Below are 17,243 nucleotides of genomic sequence, written 5' to 3' on the forward strand. Positions count from 1 at the left end.
TCAAAACAGCAAAAGACTAGGCTTGCGCCAGCGTCCTGCCTTGCGCGATCACGCCTTTGCCGACCGTGTCAGCGACATGCGCAAAAGCGCGGCGCCGACGACGGCGGAAAGCAGTGATCCGAGCAGCACGCCCAGCTTTGTTTCATCCTGCAGCAGGGGCGAATTCGCATAGGCGAGGAGGCCAATGAACAGGCTCATGGTGAAGCCGATGCCGCACAGCATCGAAACCCCATAGATCTGGAACCAGCTTGCACCCGCCGGGCGTTCTGCCAGCCGCAACTTTATCGCCAGCAGCGCAAAGGCAAAGACGCCGATCTGCTTGCCGACGAACAGGCCGGCCGCCACGCCAAGGGGGACGGGATCGGCAAGGTTGGACAGCGAGACGCCGCTGAAGGATACGCCCGCATTGGCAAAACCGAAGATCGGCACGATGGCAAAGCCGACCCAGGGCTGGATGGCGTGCTCCAGCTTGAGCAGCGGCGATTCGGTTGCCCCCTGCCCGTCCTTGGCCCCGCGCATGGGAATGGTCAGCGCCAGGAGGACACCGGCCACCGTGGCATGCACGCCCGATTTGAGCACAAGAATCCACAGAATGACGCCGAGGACGAGATAGGCCCAGAGCCGCACCATGCCGAGACGGTTCATGGCCATCAGGATGACGAAAACACCGGCGGCACCGGCAACGGCGGGAATATTCAGCCCATCCGAATAGAACAGCGCGATGATGAGGACCGCGCCCAGATCGTCGATAATGGCAAGCGCCGTCAGGAAAACCTTCAGGGACAAAGGCACGCGCGAACCAAGCAGGGACAAAACACCGAGCGAGAAGGCGATATCCGTTGCCGATGGAATGGCCCAGCCCCGCGCCGTTTCGGTGCCAGCATTGAAGGCAAGGAAGATGGCCGCCGGAACGACCATGCCGCCGACCGCAGCGAAGCCCGGCAATGCGCGCCGTGACCAGCTGGACAACTGGCCGCTGATCATTTCACGTTTGATTTCCAGCCCGACCAGCAGGAAGAAGATCGCCATCAGCGCATCATTCACCCAGTGAAGAATACTCAGGCCGCCGACATAGGTCTTCAGAAGGCCGAAATAACCGTCACTGAGCGGTGAATTGGCAATGATCAGCGCCAGCGCGGCCACCACCATCAGGATGATGCCACCGGAGGCTTCGCTCTCGATGAAGGAACGGAAAGACGCTGTCAGACGGATTCGGCGCGAAGGTTTTGTTGTCATGGAACCTTGATAGAATCCAAAGACATAAATTTCCAGCCAAAACGGCCCGGCGTTCTGACAGATACGTGATCAGGTCAGGATTGTTACCCCAATCGCCCAAAACAAAGGGCGGCCCTTTGGAGGCCGCCCTTGCTGTTCATGCCAGTTGTTCAGACGGATCAGCCGTTGACGGCGATCTTCTGCGGATGCGCGTTGCGCTCCTTCTTGAGAAGTTCTGCAACGAGGAACGCCAGCTCCAGCGCCTGGTCGGCGTTGAGGCGCGGATCGCAATGGGTGTGGTAGCGGTCCGACAGATCTTCCGCCGAAATCGCCCGTGCACCGCCCGTGCATTCCGTCACGTTCTTGCCGGTCATTTCGATGTGGATGCCACCGGGATAGGTGCCTTCCGCATGATGAACGGCAAAGAAGCCTTCAACTTCCTTCAGGATACGGTCGAAAGGCCGTGTCTTGTAGCCATTGGCCGTGATCGTGTTGCCATGCATCGGGTCACAGGACCAGACCACATCGCGGCCTTCCTTCTGTACGGCGCGGATCAGCTTGGGCAGATGGTCGCCCACCTTGTCATGGCCGAAACGGGCGATGAGGGTAAGGCGGCCGGGTTCGTTTTCCGGGTTGAGCAGATCGATCAGCCTGATCAGACCGTCGGGCTCCAGCGAAGGGCCGCACTTGAGGCCAAGCGGGTTCTTGATGCCACGGCAGTATTCCACATGGGCATGGTCCGGCTGGCGGGTACGGTCGCCGATCCAGATCATGTGGCCAGATGTGCCATACCAGTCACCGGAGGTGGAATCCACGCGGGTCAATGCCTCTTCGTAGCCAAGCAGCAAGGCCTCATGGCTGGTGTAGAAATCCGTCTCGCGCAACGTGTGGTTGGTTTCCGACGTGATGCCGACGGCGCGCATGAAGTCCATCGTATCGGAAATCGTGCGGGCAAGTGACTCATAGCGCTCGCCCTGCGGGCTGTCCGACACGAAACCGAGCATCCACTGGTGCACGTTCTCGAGGTTGGCATAGCCACCTTGGGCGAAAGCGCGCAGAAGGTTCAGCGTTGCAGCCGACTGGCGATAGACCATTTCCTGGCGGTTCGGATCGGGGATGCGGGCAGCCTCGGTGAACTCCATGCCATTGATGATGTCACCGCGGTAGACCGGCAGCTCGATACCATCCTTGATTTCCGTATCGGCAGAGCGCGGCTTGGCGAACTGACCGGCAATGCGGCCGATTTTCACAACCGGCTGCGATGCGCCGAAGGTCAGGACAACCGCCATCTGTAGGAACACGCGGAAAAAGTCGCGGATATTGTCCGCGCCATGCTCGGCAAAGCTCTCGGCACAGTCGCCGCCCTGCAACAGAAAACCCTGCCCTTTGGACACGGCTGCGAGCTGGCGCTTCAGCTTTCGCGCCTCACCTGCAAAAACCAGCGGCGGATAGGTACGAAGACGGCCCTCGACATCGCTCACAGCCTGAGCGTCCGGATAAAAAGGCGCCTGCTTGATTGGCTTGCCTCTCCAGGAAGTCGGTGTCCAGTTCTTCGTCATTATTGCACCTGTTTTCTATTGTCCGCACTGGGTAGCGGTGGTTTGCGTTTTCCGGTTGCTCCGGAAGGCGCTCATATAGTGGAAATATCCCTATTATACCAGTCCTGTTAAGGTTTGCGGCGGAAACACGAAATCGAGATTGTCGCAGGCGGCATTTTGATTTACGTTGACGTTAAAGTCAAAGTTGGAGCCGCCGATGCGCGACATTGCTTTTCAAACCTCTGATGGCTTTCCCCTGCATGGCACCATGTTTGACGGAAAAGGCGCCGGGCCGGCGGTCCTGATCTCCTCCGCGGCCGCCGTTCCCAACACATTCTACCGGCACTTTGCCCATAAACTGCTCGATTGCGGCGCCTCCACGGTGCTGACCTACGATTATCGCGGCGTCGCGAAATCCGGAACGCCGAAGGGATGGACCACGCGCCTCGGCATGAAAGACTGGGGCGTGCTCGATTTTCCCGCGGCAGTCGATGTTCTCAAGCGCGCAGCCGGCGACAGGCCTCTGGTGGGCATCGGCCATTCCTATGGCGGCCTGGCGCTTGGCCTCAGCAACCGGTCTTCCGATTTTGCCCGCTATACATCGCTTGCCTCGCTCTCCGGCTATTACCGCTACACGGCCGAACCGTTTTCCGTCTTTGCCAAGATGAACTTCCTCGCCCTGCCCCTGGCGCTCTCGCTCGGACGCGTGCCCAAATGGAGCGGTATCGGCGAGAAACTGCCCGGCAGTGTCTTCCAGGACTGGGCACGCTGGTGCCGCAATCCCAATTTCCTTTTCGGCGACGCCAGAACGCCGGAGTCGAAGCATTTTCAATCGGTGCGCACGCCCCTCCTTGCCGTCGGATTGACCGATGATCCCTGGGGAACGCCGAAGGCAATCGATCACCTTTTGACCCACTACGGCAATGCGCCGACAAACCAGCTATGGCTATCCCCGCAGCAATCGACCGGCGGCGCAATCGGCCACCTCGGCTTCTTCCGCAAGCATCATACCGCCACGCTGTGGCCGCCCGTCATCGACTGGCTGCTGCACGGGAAGGTGCCGCACGGCGCAACGCACCGCGCCGAACAACGCGTTGCCTGAAGGAATGCGTTGATGTCTCAGGCGTAGGGCGTGCCCGCCATTGCGGCTTTGAGGCCGAGGGTTCCCTGGTCGACAAGCCCGAGGAAGACGGCTGTCGCTTCCCGCGCATCCTGTTTCAGCTGAAAGGAGCGGTGCGCCTGGACGAAAGCCGTGGTCCATGTCGCCAGAAGCAGCCCGGCGGCAAGATCGGCATCGGAATCGTCTGGTTCCCGCCCCGCGCTCTCGGACAGGGCCAGACTGATGGTCTGCGCAAGCTCGTCACGGATCGCTCTCGCCCGGGCCTTCAGGGTTTCACTGCTCTCGATCGTCGCCATGAAGGCCTGGCTCCTGACCGAAAACCGGAGATAAGGAACGTCCTCCGCAGCCAGCCGATGGGCCAGCAGACGCAATGTCTCGACCGGAGTGACGCCGGGCTCGCGCCGCTGCAAAGCGTCACGCAGCATCCCGTGCCCCTCTTCCTCGCGATCGAAGAACATGTCCTCCTTGCGGGGAAAGTGATTGAACACGGTCATCCGCCCCACATCGGCGGCCGATGCAATCTCGTCCACCGTCACATGATCGAAGCCACGCTGCATGAAAAGCCGGGTGGCGGCGATGGAGATGCTTTGCCGGGTGGCAAGGCGCTTACGGGATCGGCGGTCGGATGGCACTGTCATGTCACCGCTGATAGCACGATTTATATACTGAGTACAATTTTGTATTGACACGAAGCGCCGGATGACCCCATATAAGTGTACTGAGTACATATTGGGATCAAGTATATGAGAAATGACATCGATATCGTGGTCGTGGGAGCCGGCCCCGTCGGGCTCCTCACCGCCATTGAACTGACTTTGGGCGGTGCGCGCGTTCTCGTGCTGGAGCGCCTCGCCACGCCGAGCCTGGAAATGAAGGCCGGCGGGCTCGGGCCATTGGGGCTTGAGGCGTTGCAGCGGCGGGGCATGACGGCCGCCATCGCCGCCGCCGAGGCGAGCAGTTTCGCGGCGATGGCGCAATCCGGCCGGGACCCGCGGGCGAAGGGGTCGAAGTACAGCGGCCATTTCGCCGGCCTCTCCCTGATCCGCAAGGATGCGCAGACAGAGCCGGAACGCCGCGCCCGCCCCGTGGACCAGCAGGCCCTCGAAGCCATGCTGGCCGACCGCGCACACGCGCTTGGAATCGATGTCCGCCGCGACTGTGAAGTCACCCACTTCATCCAGCATGCGGATGGCGTCGATGTGGAATGGACATCTCCCGCGGGCACAAACCATGTGCGCTGCGCCTACCTCATCGGATGTGACGGGGGACGCAGTTCGATCCGCAAGATGGCCGGCTTCGATTTCCCCGGCACGCCGCCCTCATCGACCTTCTACCAGGCCGTTGCCGAAATCGATCATCCCGACCGCCTGGCACCGATGGGTTGGCGGCGCACATCGGGCGGCATCTTCTCCTACGGGCCGTTCCCCGGCCGGCTGGTGATGATCGAATTCACCGGTGCGCCGCAGGACCGGCAGGCGCCGGTCACACAGGAGGAGATCGAAGCGGTTCTGCGCCGTGTCAGCGGCGCCGATGTCCGCGTCAAGGCGCTCGAAAGCGGCAGCCGATGGACTGACAACACGCGGCTTGTCGACACCTACCGCCAAGGCCGGGTGCTGCTGGCCGGCGATGCGGCGCATATCCATACGCCGTTCGGCGGACAGGGCCTCAGTCTCGGGCTCGTGGATGCCGCAAATCTCGGCTGGAAGCTCGCCGCCGTCATTCGCGGCGAGATGCCCGAAACCCTGCTCGATACCTATACGGACGAGCGGCGCCCCGTTGCCGAAGCCGTTCTGGCAAACACGCTTGCCCAGATGGCCATCATGCGGCCCGATCCGCAGGCGGGCGCGATGCGCGATATCATCGTCAACCTCATGCAGTTCGATGACGTCAACCGGTTCATTGGCGAGATGATGAGCGGTCTCTCCATCCGCTACGATCTCGGCTCGGAACGGGACGAGGTTGGCCGGCTGACGGGCGACCGGCCGATCAACTGCGGCGATGCCGGCACCTCGCTCTACGATCTGATGCAGGATGGCATGGGCGTTCTGCTCGACGCCTCCGCCGGAGGGAAGGCTTTCAGCCTCGTTGCCGCCCGCACAGGAAGGGTGCGGTGCATCGCCGTCGATGCAGGACCTTCCCTGCTGATCCGTCCGGACGCCTGCATTGCCTGGGTGGGTGACGACGACAGCACGGACGATTTGGAGCAGGCACTCCGGCGCTGGTTCGCGCCATCACAACCGTGACCCCGTCCGGGTCGAGCCCTTACAGCAGCAAAGGCTCGATATCAGTCGATGCGGGCGCCGTCGACGATCCGGTATGTCGGCTTGTACATCGTCACCAGTTCCTCGGCGGCAGTCGGATGCACAGCCATCGTCCTGTCGAAATCTTCCTTGGTGCATCCGGCCTTCATCGGAATGGCCAGAAGCTGTGCCATTTCACCCGCATCGGGTCCCAGGATGTGCGCGCCGACCACTTTCCGGCTGTCTGCATCGACAATCAGCTTCATCAGCATCTTTTCCGTGCTGCCGGACAGCGTATTGCGCATCGGGCGGAACACCGCCCGGTACACCTCGACCGCTTTGAATGCGCGCGCCGCGTCCTGCTCGGTCAGGCCGACAGTACCGATCTCCGGCTGCGAAAACACCGCCGTTGCAATCAGCGCGTGATCCGGCTGCGTCGGATTGTTCTTGAAGGCAGTCTCAAGGAAGCACATGGCTTCGTGAATGGCGACAGGCGTCAATTGCACCCGGTTGGTGACATCGCCGACCGCCCAGATGTTTTCCCTGCTCGTGCGGGAATAGCCATCCACTTTGATCGCACCCATCTCATCCACAGCAACACCAGCCGCCTCGAGACCGAGCGATGTCGTGTTCGGCACGCGGCCGATGGCCAGCATCACCTGATCGGCAACAATCGCATCCCCGCCGGACAGATGCACCAGTTTGCGGCCATCATCCTGGCGTTCGACCCTGGTGATGATTTCCGTGCAACGGATATGAATGCCCTTTTCCGCCATGGCCGCATGCAGCATGTGGCGTAGATCCTGATCAAAGCGCGACAATATCTCCTTGCCGCGATAGACAAGCGTGGTGTCGACGCCAAGGCCATGGAAAATATTGGCGAATTCCACCGCGATATAGCCGCCGCCTTCGATGACAATGGCTTTCGGCAGCGTATCCAGATGAAACGCTTCATTCGAGCTGATGCAGAATTCATTGCCCGGCAGCGAGGGATGCGGGCTTGGGTGACCGCCGACGGCGATCAGTATCTGGTCAGCGGTCACCCGCTTGCCGGTCTTGAGAATTTCGATCGTGTGATCATCGATCAGCAAAGCGCGGCTCTCGAAAATCTCCACGTCCGAGTTTTCCAGCCCCTTGCGATAAAGCCCTTCCAGACGGGCGATTTCGCGGTCCTTGTTGGTGATCAGCGTCGGCCAGTCAAAGGTGCTCTTGCCAACGGTCCAGCCATAGCCGGCCGCCGCATCGAAATGTTCCTGGAATTGCGAGGCATAGACGAAGAGCTTTTTGGGCACGCAGCCGCGAATGACGCATGTGCCGCCCATGCGGTATTCCTCCGCCAGCCCGACCCGCTTGCCCATGGCACCCGCAAGGCGTCCCGCACGCACGCCGCCGGACCCGCCGCCGATGACAAAGAGGTCATAGTCATAGGTCGCCATTTGCACTCACTCCGAATCTGTTCCGCTGCTGATCACTTTATATGGGTTTATAACGCCGCTTTAAAAGAACAAAGCCCGGCTTGGACACCGGGCTTTGCAAATGGTCAGGAAGCGGAAAGGATCAGGGCTTCGGCTTGGCAGGCGCTGCCGGCTTGGCCGGAGCCTTTGCCGGGGCTTTGGCAGGCGCTTCCGGCGCTGCCGGTGCTTCAGGCGCGGGCGCCGGCGTTACCGGTGCTGTCGCCGCAGCGGCCGCAACGACCTTTTCGGCCACAGCCTGCGCAAGATCGCGGGCAATACCGGCGCGCCAGATGCTGGCGGCCTTCAACACTTCGCGCATTGCGATTGGGTCTTCCGACAGGAATTTCTTGCCTGCGGGAGAATTGTAAAAGCCGGTGATGGCGTTCAGCTCTTCTTCCGAAAACGACACGGCATAAGCACGGGCAGCTTCGTTTTCGAGATCCGCACGACGCGCCGCCAGGGCCAGTGCCTGCTCGTCCACGGTGGAGCTGATGATGGACTCAAGATTGGGATCTTTATCGATCAGCTGAACTTTCAGGTTCTGTGCCGCATCTGGCAAAATCCCGTCAAACATATCCGTCTTCTTCATCGCTGCAATTGCAGCGCGTGCGGCAGCAAGATGTGATGCGGTGATTTCCTGCGCCTGCGCGGTACAAAGACTGCCCAGCATGATCGCGATAGACAGAGGTGCAATCAAACGGCGAAAGCCAGTTGCTCGGTTCATGGATTTATTGCTCCGTTTTTCTCAAGACTTTGCCTGTCAAGGCTGTGTTCGTGTTCGTATGCCGTCAGCACCGGCCAGAATAGCCACGCGCGCCAGCCCTAGAAATAGTCCATGCTCCACAACGCCCGGTATGGCGTGCAGAGCGTTTGATAACGCTCTTGTATCCGGAATGCGGCCAAAAGATGCATCCAGGATCAAATGCCCGCCGTCTGTAACAAATGCTTCGCCTCCCGTCATCCTCAATGTAACGGAACCGGACAGATCAAGCGCTGCAGCAGCTTTTTCAATGGCGATGTGCGTTGCCGCAAGACCAAAACGGTTCACTTCAATCGGCAATGGGAACCTGCCGAGCACCTCGACATTCTTCGACTCATCCGCAATCACCAGCATTTGCGCCGACGCGGCAGCCACGATCTTTTCACGCAGCAGTGCACCGCCGCCGCCCTTGATCAAGGCGAGTTCCGGGCCGATCTCGTCGGCGCCGTCAATGGTCAGGTCCAGTACCGGCGTTTCCTCCAGCGTGGTCAGCCTGACGCCAAGCTCCCGGCACAGCGCCGCCGTGCGTTCCGACGTCGGCACGCCGATGACATCAAGGCCCGCGGCGACCTTTTCCGCCAGAAGGCGCACAAATTCTTCGGCCGTGGAGCCGGTGCCGATACCCAGGCGCATGCCATCTTTGACATAGGTCAGCGCTTCGGCAGCTGCCTTGATCTTCAGTGTCCTGGCATCCATCCTTGGCGCCCTCTCCCTGCTTTGACTTGACACTAGTGGTCCTATTCTGACATTCGCATATGGCGCGTGATGTCAAATGGGATGCGAATGTCACATTCGTTCCACTTGGCTCCCTAACACGTCAGACAGACGGGTCAAGGCTCGATAAATGATTTCGCCCTATACATAAGCGGATCGTACCACGCCTGAAATGCATAAATCGCGGAACTCCTCATCCGAACCTTAAAATCGCAGGTGCACAGAATGTCCAAACCTATTGTTGTTTTCGATCTCGATGGCACCCTGGTCGATACCGCCCCGGACTTGCTCGACAGTCTCAACCACTGCCTCGAAGCGGCCGGCATGCAGAAAGTAGACCCGGTTGCGCTGCGCCGTTATGTCGGGCAAGGCGGCCGCGTGATGATCGAACGGGCGTTCGAGGCACAGCAGAAAATTCTCAGCCCCGAACAGCTCGACTGGCTGGTCGGTCTTTTCCTTGAGCACTACGGCAAGAACATGCCCGGCCATTCCGCGCTTTACGACGGCGTGGAAGATGTGATGAACAATCTTGCCAAGGCCGGCTACCTCCTTGCCGTGTGCACCAACAAGTTCGAGGGCCTTTCCGTCAGCCTTTTGACGGCGCTCGGGCAGAAGCAGCGCTTTGCCGCCATATGCGGATCCGATACGTTCGCGTTCCGCAAACCCGATCCCCGCCACCTCTTCGAGACCATCGCCAAGGCGGGCGGCGACCGCGACCGCGCCCTGATGATCGGCGACAGCCGGACGGACATCGACACGGCCAAAGCCGCGGGCATTCCCGTGATCGCCGTGGATTTCGGCTATTCCGACCTGCACGTGTCGAGCTACGAACCAAGCAAGGTCATTTCACACTATCGTGAATTGAACCTCGACCTCGCCGAACGTCTGATCAACGCGGTCAATGCCTGATTTGGCTTGAATCGGAAAGACTTAGCTTTCCCGACGGCAAGTACCTGAAGATCCCGGATGGAACAAAGTCTGCAATCATGCGTTGCATATTTTGATCGATACCACGCCCATGGGTGTAGTATCCGCAGCCTATTCGCGCATTCATGACAACGAAGATGTGCATCTTCGGGATTTCAGGAGGAAATATGAGAAAGCTTGTTTCGTTGTTCACGGCGGCCGTCATGTCGATCGGCATGGTTTCCGCAAGCTCCGTGGCCAGTTATTCCGCCCCGATGGTGCCCTTGTCCATCGAAGGCTCGAATCCCGTCAAGCAAGTCCGGGATCACGGCAACTGGAGGATGCGCCATGGCTGGCGCGGCGGCGGTCATTGGCGCGGCAATCGCGGCTGGCACGGTAATCGCGGCTGGTATGGCGACCGGGGATATCGCGGCGACCGCTACTGGTACAGAGGCCATCGCGGATATCGCGACTACCGTCCCGGCTACCGCTATTATAACGGCGCATGGTTCCCGCTGGCTGCCTTTGCGGGCGGCGTGATCATCGGCAACGCCATCAACAATGACCGCGTTGTCAGACGCGGCTCGAGCTATCACACACGCTGGTGCTACAATCGCTACCGGTCCTACCGGGCGTATGACAATACATACCAGCCCAACAATGGCCCGCGCCGCCAGTGCGTTTCGCGATAAGGCGGAACAGAACGCGCTTGATTCACGTCCCCGGTCACCGCTGTGACCGGGGACGTACCGAAGCGTTGCCGCCTATGCTTTAGACGGAAGTAGCAGCCAATTTGCCTCAAATTCGCAACCATTGCCCATTTTTTGGGCGATTATCCGCGTTGCAGCGTAAATAGCGGAATGTGCTTGCATTTTTTTCCCAACGCGCTTGAATGATCGTGTGTGAAGGGGATTATGAGTGAAGCCATTTGATGAGATGATCAAAACCGGCGGTCAGGTACGCCCGCCATATGAACAACTGCAATGCTGGCTTAATACCCAGAACCCGGAACGGTTTGCGCAGAAGGCGCGCGATGCAGAAAATGTCTTCCGCAAAACCGGGATCACCTTCGCCGTCTACGGCGATGAGGAAGCGGCAGAACGCCTGATCCCCTTCGATATCATCCCACGCATCATCACCGGCAATGAATGGCGACGCCTGTCGCAGGGCATCGAACAGCGTGTGATGGCCCTCAACGCCTTTCTCGATGACATCTACCACCGCCAGGAAATCATCCGCGCGGGCCGCATCCCGCGGGAATTGTTCACCCACAACGATGCCTTCCTGCCCGAGATGGTCGGATTCCGCCCGCCCGGCAATGTCTATACGCACATTATCGGCGTCGACATCGTCCGGACCGAAGAAAACCAGTTCTACGTTCTCGAAGACAATGCCCGCACGCCATCGGGCGTTTCCTACATGCTGGAAAACCGCGAAACGATGATGCAGCTGTTTCCGGAGCTGTTCCAGCAGATCAAGGTACGGCCTGTCGAAACCTATCCCAAGCAGTTGCGCCAGTCCCTGGCCGCCGTCGCGCCGCCCGGCTGCAACGGCACGCCGACCATCGCCGTCCTGACCCCCGGCATCTACAATTCAGCCTATTTCGAACACGCCTTCCTGGCCGACCAGATGGGTGTCGAGCTCGTCGAGGGCAGCGACCTGAAGATCGAGAACGGCAAGGTGGTGATGCGGACCACCGAAGGCAACCGCGCCATAGACGTGCTGTACCGGCGTGTCGACGACTCCTTCCTCGACCCCCTCACCTTTCGCCGCGATTCAGCGCTCGGCGTTGCCGGCATCATGGATGTCTACCGCTCCGGCAACATCACCATCGCCAATGCCCCCGGCACAGGCATCGCCGACGACAAGGCGCTCTATTCCTATATGCCGGAGATCGTTGAGTTCTATACCGGACGCAAGGCAATCCTCGAGAATGTGCCGACGCACCGCTGTTCCGAACCGGACACGCTGAAATATGTCCTGGAAAACCTTGCCGATCTTGTGGTCAAGGAGGTTCACGGCTCCGGCGGCTACGGCATGCTGGTCGGGCCGGCGGCCACCAAGCAGGAACGCGAGGATTTCGCGCTGAAACTCAAGGCCAATCCGAAAAACTACATCGCCCAGCCGACGCTCGCCCTGTCGACGACGCCGATCATGACGGAAAAGGGTCTGGCGCCACGCCACGTCGATCTGCGCCCCTTCGTTCTCGTGTCCGACCGCATCCGCATCACGCCGGGCGGCCTGACCCGCGTGGCGCTGAAGGAAGGCTCGCTCGTTGTCAATTCCAGCCAGGGAGGCGGGACAAAGGACACCTGGGTTCTTGACGACTGACCACTCTGAATGGGGAATGAGGGCTGCCACAGACGGCCCCATCAAGAAATAAAAGAGGGATACAACCAAAACATGCTTCTTGGTCGCACCGCGAATGGTCTCTACTGGATGTTCCGCTATATCGAGCGGGCAGAGAATATGGCACGCCTGATCGATGCCGGTTTGCGGATGGCTTTGACGAAAACCTCCGACGCGCCGGAGGAATGGTCCTCCGTGCTGATGAGCGCCGGGGTGAAAATCGGCTACGACGCCAAATATGGCGAATACAATGCCAGTCTGGTCTCGGATTTTCTGCTGCGCGACCTTGGCAATCCGTCGAGCGTGATGTCCTGCATCGAAACAGCCCGCTCCAATGCCCGCATGGTGCGCACGGCCCTCACCCGCGAAGCCTGGGAAAGCGTCAATGAAACCTGGATGATCCTCAAATCGACGCTCGCCGAAGCGGTCCCCGAAACGGATCTTCCGCGCGTCCTCGACCAGATCAAGCGTGAAACCGCCATCATCCGCGGTGCCTTCCACGGCACGATGCTGCGCAACGAGATTTTCAATTTCGCCCGCATCGGCACGTTCATCGAACGGGCCGACAACACGGCGCGCATTCTCGACGTGAAATATTACGTGCTGCTGCCGTCGATTTCCTATGTCGGCACGACACTCGACAATTTTCAATGGGAGTCGATCCTGCGCTCGGTCTCGGCCCACCGCTCCTATCGCTGGGTCTACGATGTCGAATACAATCCGGTGAACATCGCCGATTACCTCATCCTCAATTCGCGCATGCCGCGCTCGCTGAACTTCTGTTACTCGAATATCGTCGACAATCTCACGTTTCTCGCCAATGATTACGGCAAGCGGCACGAGTGCCACGACATGGCGGAAAGCATCATGACACGGCTCGAAAACAACGACATCCGCACCATCTTCGACAACGGCCTGCATGAGTTTCTCAGTGACCTGATCTATCAGACATACGGCCTGGGCAGCAAAATTGCCGAAGCCTACAATTTCGATTGAACGCCATGCTCCTGACCATCAAACACACCTCGCGCTACCAGTATGATTTCCCGGTGCAGTATGCTGTTCAGCGTTTGCGCCTGCATCCCTCGAGTTCGCCCGGCCAGAAGGTCATCGACTGGACCGTGACGGTTCACGGCGCCGAGCAGGAAGCGAATTACCGCGACGGTTATGGCAACCGGACGCAGCTCGTGCGGCTTAACCGCGATGCGAGGGAACTGGTCATCGAGGCCGCGGGCCAGGTGGAGACGGAAGACCGCTCCGGCGTGCTCGGCAAGGTCTATAATTTCATGCCGATCTGGCTTTATGAGCGCGAAACCGCACTGACGAAGCCGGGGGATGCCGTCCGCCAGCTCGCGGCCAGCCTGAACGTCAAGGACGACAAGCTGGCGCTCATGCATGAATTGATGGACACGCTGCACAGTGCTGTGGCCTATACGCCGGGCACCACCGACATCGCCACGACGGCCGAAGAGGCGCTGACACTGGGAACGGGTGTCTGCCAGGATCACACCCATGTTTTCCTCGCTGTCGCCCGTGTCCTGAAAATTCCTGCCCGCTATGTCTCGGGCTATCTCATGATGCTCGACAGCATCGAACAGACCGCCACCCATGCCTGGGCGGAAGCCCATATTGACGGGCTCGGCTGGGTCGGCTTCGATGCCGCCAACAACATCTGTCCGAACGAGCATTATGTGCGCATCGCCTGCGGCCTCGACTACAATGAAGCGTCGCCCATTTCCGGCATGCGCTTCGGCCCGGGCATGGAATCGCTTGCCGTGGACCTCAATGTAGAGCAGTAATCGCCGGGATTTTTTAAATTCGGGATTCGCTATGACCTATTGCGTCGGGCTTAAATTGGATCGTGGTCTTGTGTTCATGTCGGACACCAGAACAAATGCCGGCGTCGACAACATCTCCACGTTCAAGAAGATGTACACATGGGCAAAGCCCGGTGACCGTGTCATCACGCTTCTGTCGGCCGGCAATCTTGCCACGACGCAGACCGTCATCAGCATTCTCAACGAACGCACCAAGATTCCGTCCGAGCGGGCACCGTCGATCTTCGACATGCCCTCGATGTTCCAGACGGCAAAGCTGGTGGGCGATACGATCAAGAATGTGATCCACGACGTGGATTCCAACGGCCAACGTGCCGATTCCTTCGGCGCCTCGATCATTCTGGGCGGCCAGATCAAGGGTGGCGAGCCCCGCCTGTTCCTGATCTATCCCGAAGGCAACTTCATCGAATCCTCACCCGACACGCCGTTCTTCCAGATCGGCGAGCACAAATACGGCAAGCCGATCATCGTGCGTTCCTACGATCCGGCCATGACGTTCGAGGAAGCAACCAAACTGCTGCTGGTGTCCTTCGATTCCACCCTGAAATCCAACCTGTCGGTCGGCTTGCCCCTGGACATGCAGTTTTACGCGGCGGACAGCCTCAAACTGGGCTTCGAAAAGCGCATCGAGCGCAACGATCCCTATTACGAGGCCATTTCCGACGGCTGGTCGCAGGCTCTCAAACTGGCATTCCAGAGCCTGCCTTCCTTCGAGATCGATTAGCTGCAAAACCTCGGATGCGTGGTTCGACAAGCTCACCACCACCGGCAAACCGGTAGCCTACAGCTTTGCCGTCGTCTGCGGAACGTCCGCCTGGCGCACCGCCGTCGTCTTGACGATGGCCTTTTCCATGTAGAGATCGCGCTGATAGACGTCGTCGAAATACTGGATGGCGCCCGTCCTGGCGTCTGGCCATGCGGTGAAATACGAGACGTAGACTGGCAGCGGGTCCTTGACCCGGACGCTGCGCTCGTTCTTGCCGAAATACTGGTTCAGCTCCTCGACCGGCACGCCGAGCACGGCCGCAGCCATGTCACGCGGACGTTCCAGACGGATGCAGCCGTGGCTGAGCGCCCGCATATCCCGTTTGAAGTAGGACTTTGCCGGCGTGTCGTGCATGTAGATGTCATGGCTGTTGGGGAACAGGATCTTCAGCTCGCCCAGCGCATTGTCGAGGCTCGGCTTCTGGCGGATGCCGACGCCGCCGCCGCTGGATGCGACCTGCGCCCAGTCCACGGCGCTTGATGGAATGACACGGCCGGACTTGTCATAGACCTCGTAACCGCTATTCTCGAGATAGGAGGGGTTATTGAGAATTTTCGGCATCATCTCATTGAGAATGATCGACCGCGGCACGCCCCAGGACGGATTGAACACGACGGTCTGAATCGTGTTGTCGAAAAAGTAGGTCTGGTTGGTCGGCGAACCGACCACAATGTTCATCGCCAGCTTTTCCGCGTTGTCGTCAAAATACTGCGCGCGATAGGCCGGCTGGTTGATGAACACGTAGCGCTTGCCGAAATCGTGCGGCAGCCAGCGCAGGCGCTCCATGGAATAGAGAATGCGGTCGCGCTTGGAACTGTTGGTCTCGCCCTGCAGCGAACTGATGGTGCCGCGCCCGATCACGCCATCGGGCTTCTTGCCCTGGCTGGTCTGGAAATCCTTGATCGCCTCGACCAGGCTCGGGTCGTAAACCGTCGCATTCTCATGTTCCTGCAGCACGGCTTCATGCTTGGCGAGAAAATCCTTCGGCGCCTTCGCCTTGATCAAGGCGACCACGTTGCGGATTTCCGGGTTTTCCTCGCCGGGACGGATCATGGTGCCGGGCGCAACGCGCACCGTCGGCTCGGCACTGGTCCCGCCAAGCTCATGCAGATTCTGCTTCAGTTCCGCATACCATTTGTTCTGCGGCTCAAAACTCTTGAGCAGCGCAGCAGCATCATTGGTCGACGCAAGCTGCTCGATCACCGCACGCGGCTTGACCCGGTCAACGGCGAAATCGTGGAACCCGCTCAGCCGGTTCGGATTGATGCGCCCGTCACCCTGGTCCATCGCATAGCGCAGCGCCCGCGCCGACATGGTCAGTTCGAAATCCGCCAGTTCCTTCAGCCGCGCCGGGATGTTGGCCCGATCATAATCATCGCTCGGCAGCTTGACCGCATAATCCTTTGGATCAAGCCCGTCGGCGCCCGCCGAATTGAACACCGCCGCGACCGCCTTGGCCTTGGCCGAGACATCATAGGAGGACGTCCAGATGGGCTGCTGTTTCAGGGCATAATAGGCAACGATAGCGTCCGCTATGTCCTTTTCCGCCAGAATATGGGCTTCCCTGATCTGCTCGAACTTCAGGCCGAACTGTTCCAGCGGAATCTGCGGTGCGGCATCCCGGTTCTGATTGGCCGATGCCGTCAGTTGCAGGTCGATCCTGGAAAAATCCACCCGCACCAGCCCGTCGGGTTTGTAATCGTAATTCTTCGGCGCGGTCACCGTCACGCGCTTGACGGGCGCTGCCCGGGCAACGGGCTGCTGCCGCGGCAGTTCAGGCTTCGGCGCATAGACCGGCTGCGCCTGTACGCGGCGGCTGCCAAACAGGAAATCCATCAAATTGTCGGCGGCCAGTGCCGGAGACATGGAAATGGCTGTGGCCGACAACATGGCAGCTACAAAAATCGCATGCTTTTTCGAATTGGAATTCATAATGCTCGCCCAGATGGTACAGTCACGCCCGCAACGGATGCAGGCCACGAATGGTGATTCACAGCCAGTTTCGCCGCATCCTATTTACAATCTTTTAACAATAACCCGCCCCTTCGATTTATATTCGCGCGCGCCGCTCGAGCACCCTGATGATGGCTATCGGCTCATTTAACGCAATTCACCGCAGCTTTCACAACGATTCGCGCATCAGGCCCCTGACCCAATCAATTCTTTTGCAGAACATGCAATAATGTCACAGCTCAAGTGACGCGAAACTTGAATTGCGCTCTTCGGCGCATAAATATTTCCAAGTAACCTTACTGTTGTTCATTATAGCATTGATAAGTACTTTGAGCACGCCCGCCAAAGCAGGTTATAGTCTTCTGAAGAAAATATTTCTCACGGGAAAGC

The 17,243-nt window shown here is 59.5% G+C and carries 16 protein-coding genes; 9 read left to right on the forward strand and 7 right to left on the reverse strand.

Annotation, left to right across the window (positions count from 1 at the left end; translation table 11 throughout):
- Positions 1-48: 48 nt before the first annotated feature.
- Positions 49-1,236 carry a Na+/H+ antiporter NhaA gene (nhaA, locus tag ACIQWS_RS10675; protein ID WP_403176265.1) on the reverse strand — a complete coding sequence of 396 codons (1,188 nt, stop codon included), beginning with the start codon at positions 1,234-1,236 and terminating at the stop codon, positions 49-51.
- A gap of 158 nt (positions 1,237-1,394) precedes the next feature.
- A complete protein-coding gene (locus ACIQWS_RS10680) occupies positions 1,395-2,774 on the reverse strand; it encodes a class II 3-deoxy-7-phosphoheptulonate synthase (RefSeq protein WP_403176267.1) in 1,380 nt (459 codons plus the stop codon).
- 196 nt (positions 2,775-2,970) lie between these two features.
- On the opposite strand from ACIQWS_RS10680, the gene ACIQWS_RS10685 reads away from it, so the two are divergent.
- Positions 2,971-3,855, forward strand: a complete 885-nt coding sequence (locus tag ACIQWS_RS10685) for an alpha/beta fold hydrolase (protein WP_403176271.1) — start codon at positions 2,971-2,973, stop codon at positions 3,853-3,855.
- Between the two features lie 17 nt (positions 3,856-3,872).
- On the opposite strand, the gene ACIQWS_RS10690 is transcribed toward ACIQWS_RS10685, so the two are convergent.
- Positions 3,873-4,511, reverse strand: coding sequence for a TetR/AcrR family transcriptional regulator (locus ACIQWS_RS10690; RefSeq protein WP_403176274.1), 639 nt, complete (start codon positions 4,509-4,511; stop codon positions 3,873-3,875).
- A 105-nt stretch (positions 4,512-4,616) separates the two neighbouring features.
- Between ACIQWS_RS10690 and ACIQWS_RS10695 the strand changes: the two genes are divergently transcribed.
- Complete coding sequence (locus tag ACIQWS_RS10695) at positions 4,617-6,116, forward strand: FAD-dependent oxidoreductase (RefSeq protein ID WP_403176279.1); 1,500 nt, start codon at positions 4,617-4,619, stop codon at positions 6,114-6,116.
- Between the two features lie 41 nt (positions 6,117-6,157).
- Here the strand turns inward: ACIQWS_RS10695 and gor are convergent, their stop codons facing one another.
- The 3 genes from gor to rpiA form a co-directional block, all read right to left on the reverse strand.
- Positions 6,158-7,549 (reverse strand): glutathione-disulfide reductase, encoded by a 1,392-nt coding sequence (gene gor / locus ACIQWS_RS10700; RefSeq protein WP_403176285.1) that lies wholly within the window; start codon positions 7,547-7,549, stop codon positions 6,158-6,160.
- A 121-nt stretch (positions 7,550-7,670) separates the two neighbouring features.
- The gene (locus ACIQWS_RS10705) at positions 7,671-8,291 is read right to left on the reverse strand and encodes a DUF2059 domain-containing protein (RefSeq protein WP_403176289.1); all 621 of its coding nucleotides are present in this window, start codon (positions 8,289-8,291) and stop codon (positions 7,671-7,673) included.
- Positions 8,292-8,327: 36 nt separating this feature from the next.
- On the reverse strand, positions 8,328-9,023 hold the full coding sequence (gene rpiA, locus ACIQWS_RS10710; RefSeq protein ID WP_403176294.1) for a ribose-5-phosphate isomerase RpiA: 696 nt from the start codon (positions 9,021-9,023) through the stop codon (positions 8,328-8,330).
- Positions 9,024-9,266: 243 nt separating this feature from the next.
- Here rpiA and ACIQWS_RS10715 point away from each other — a divergent pair, with 243 nt between their 5' ends.
- From ACIQWS_RS10715 to ACIQWS_RS10740, 6 genes are all read left to right on the forward strand, one after another.
- Positions 9,267-9,950 carry an HAD family hydrolase gene (locus ACIQWS_RS10715; RefSeq protein WP_346305863.1) on the forward strand — a complete coding sequence of 228 codons (684 nt, stop codon included), beginning with the start codon at positions 9,267-9,269 and terminating at the stop codon, positions 9,948-9,950.
- Between the two features lie 185 nt (positions 9,951-10,135).
- A complete protein-coding gene (locus tag ACIQWS_RS10720) occupies positions 10,136-10,639 on the forward strand; it encodes a BA14K family protein (protein WP_346305864.1) in 504 nt (167 codons plus the stop codon).
- A gap of 226 nt (positions 10,640-10,865) precedes the next feature.
- Positions 10,866-12,278: a circularly permuted type 2 ATP-grasp protein gene (locus tag ACIQWS_RS10725; protein ID WP_223612911.1), complete on the forward strand. Its 1,413-nt coding sequence runs from the start codon at positions 10,866-10,868 to the stop codon at positions 12,276-12,278.
- Positions 12,279-12,350: 72 nt separating this feature from the next.
- A complete protein-coding gene (locus tag ACIQWS_RS10730) occupies positions 12,351-13,292 on the forward strand; it encodes an alpha-E domain-containing protein (protein WP_346305865.1) in 942 nt (313 codons plus the stop codon).
- 5 nt (positions 13,293-13,297) lie between these two features.
- Complete coding sequence (locus ACIQWS_RS10735; protein ID WP_346305866.1) at positions 13,298-14,095, forward strand: transglutaminase family protein; 798 nt, start codon at positions 13,298-13,300, stop codon at positions 14,093-14,095.
- 31 nt (positions 14,096-14,126) lie between these two features.
- Positions 14,127-14,858, forward strand: a complete 732-nt coding sequence (locus ACIQWS_RS10740; RefSeq protein ID WP_105732382.1) for a proteasome-type protease — start codon at positions 14,127-14,129, stop codon at positions 14,856-14,858.
- Positions 14,859-14,915: 57 nt separating this feature from the next.
- On the opposite strand, the gene ACIQWS_RS10745 is transcribed toward ACIQWS_RS10740, so the two are convergent.
- Positions 14,916-16,790, reverse strand: coding sequence for a murein L,D-transpeptidase (locus ACIQWS_RS10745; protein WP_403176306.1), 1,875 nt, complete (start codon positions 16,788-16,790; stop codon positions 14,916-14,918).
- Between ACIQWS_RS10745 and ACIQWS_RS10750 the strand changes: the two genes are divergently transcribed.
- Positions 16,771-17,004 carry a hypothetical protein gene (locus tag ACIQWS_RS10750; RefSeq protein WP_346305432.1) on the forward strand — a complete coding sequence of 78 codons (234 nt, stop codon included), beginning with the start codon at positions 16,771-16,773 and terminating at the stop codon, positions 17,002-17,004. The two genes, ACIQWS_RS10745 and ACIQWS_RS10750, sit on opposite strands and share 20 nt — an antisense overlap.
- Positions 17,005-17,243: the final 239 nt, after the last annotated feature.

It is taken from the genome of Phyllobacterium sp. NPDC097923 (assembly GCF_044760925.1).
Classification (GTDB): Bacteria; Pseudomonadota; Alphaproteobacteria; order Rhizobiales; family Rhizobiaceae; genus Phyllobacterium; species Phyllobacterium calauticae.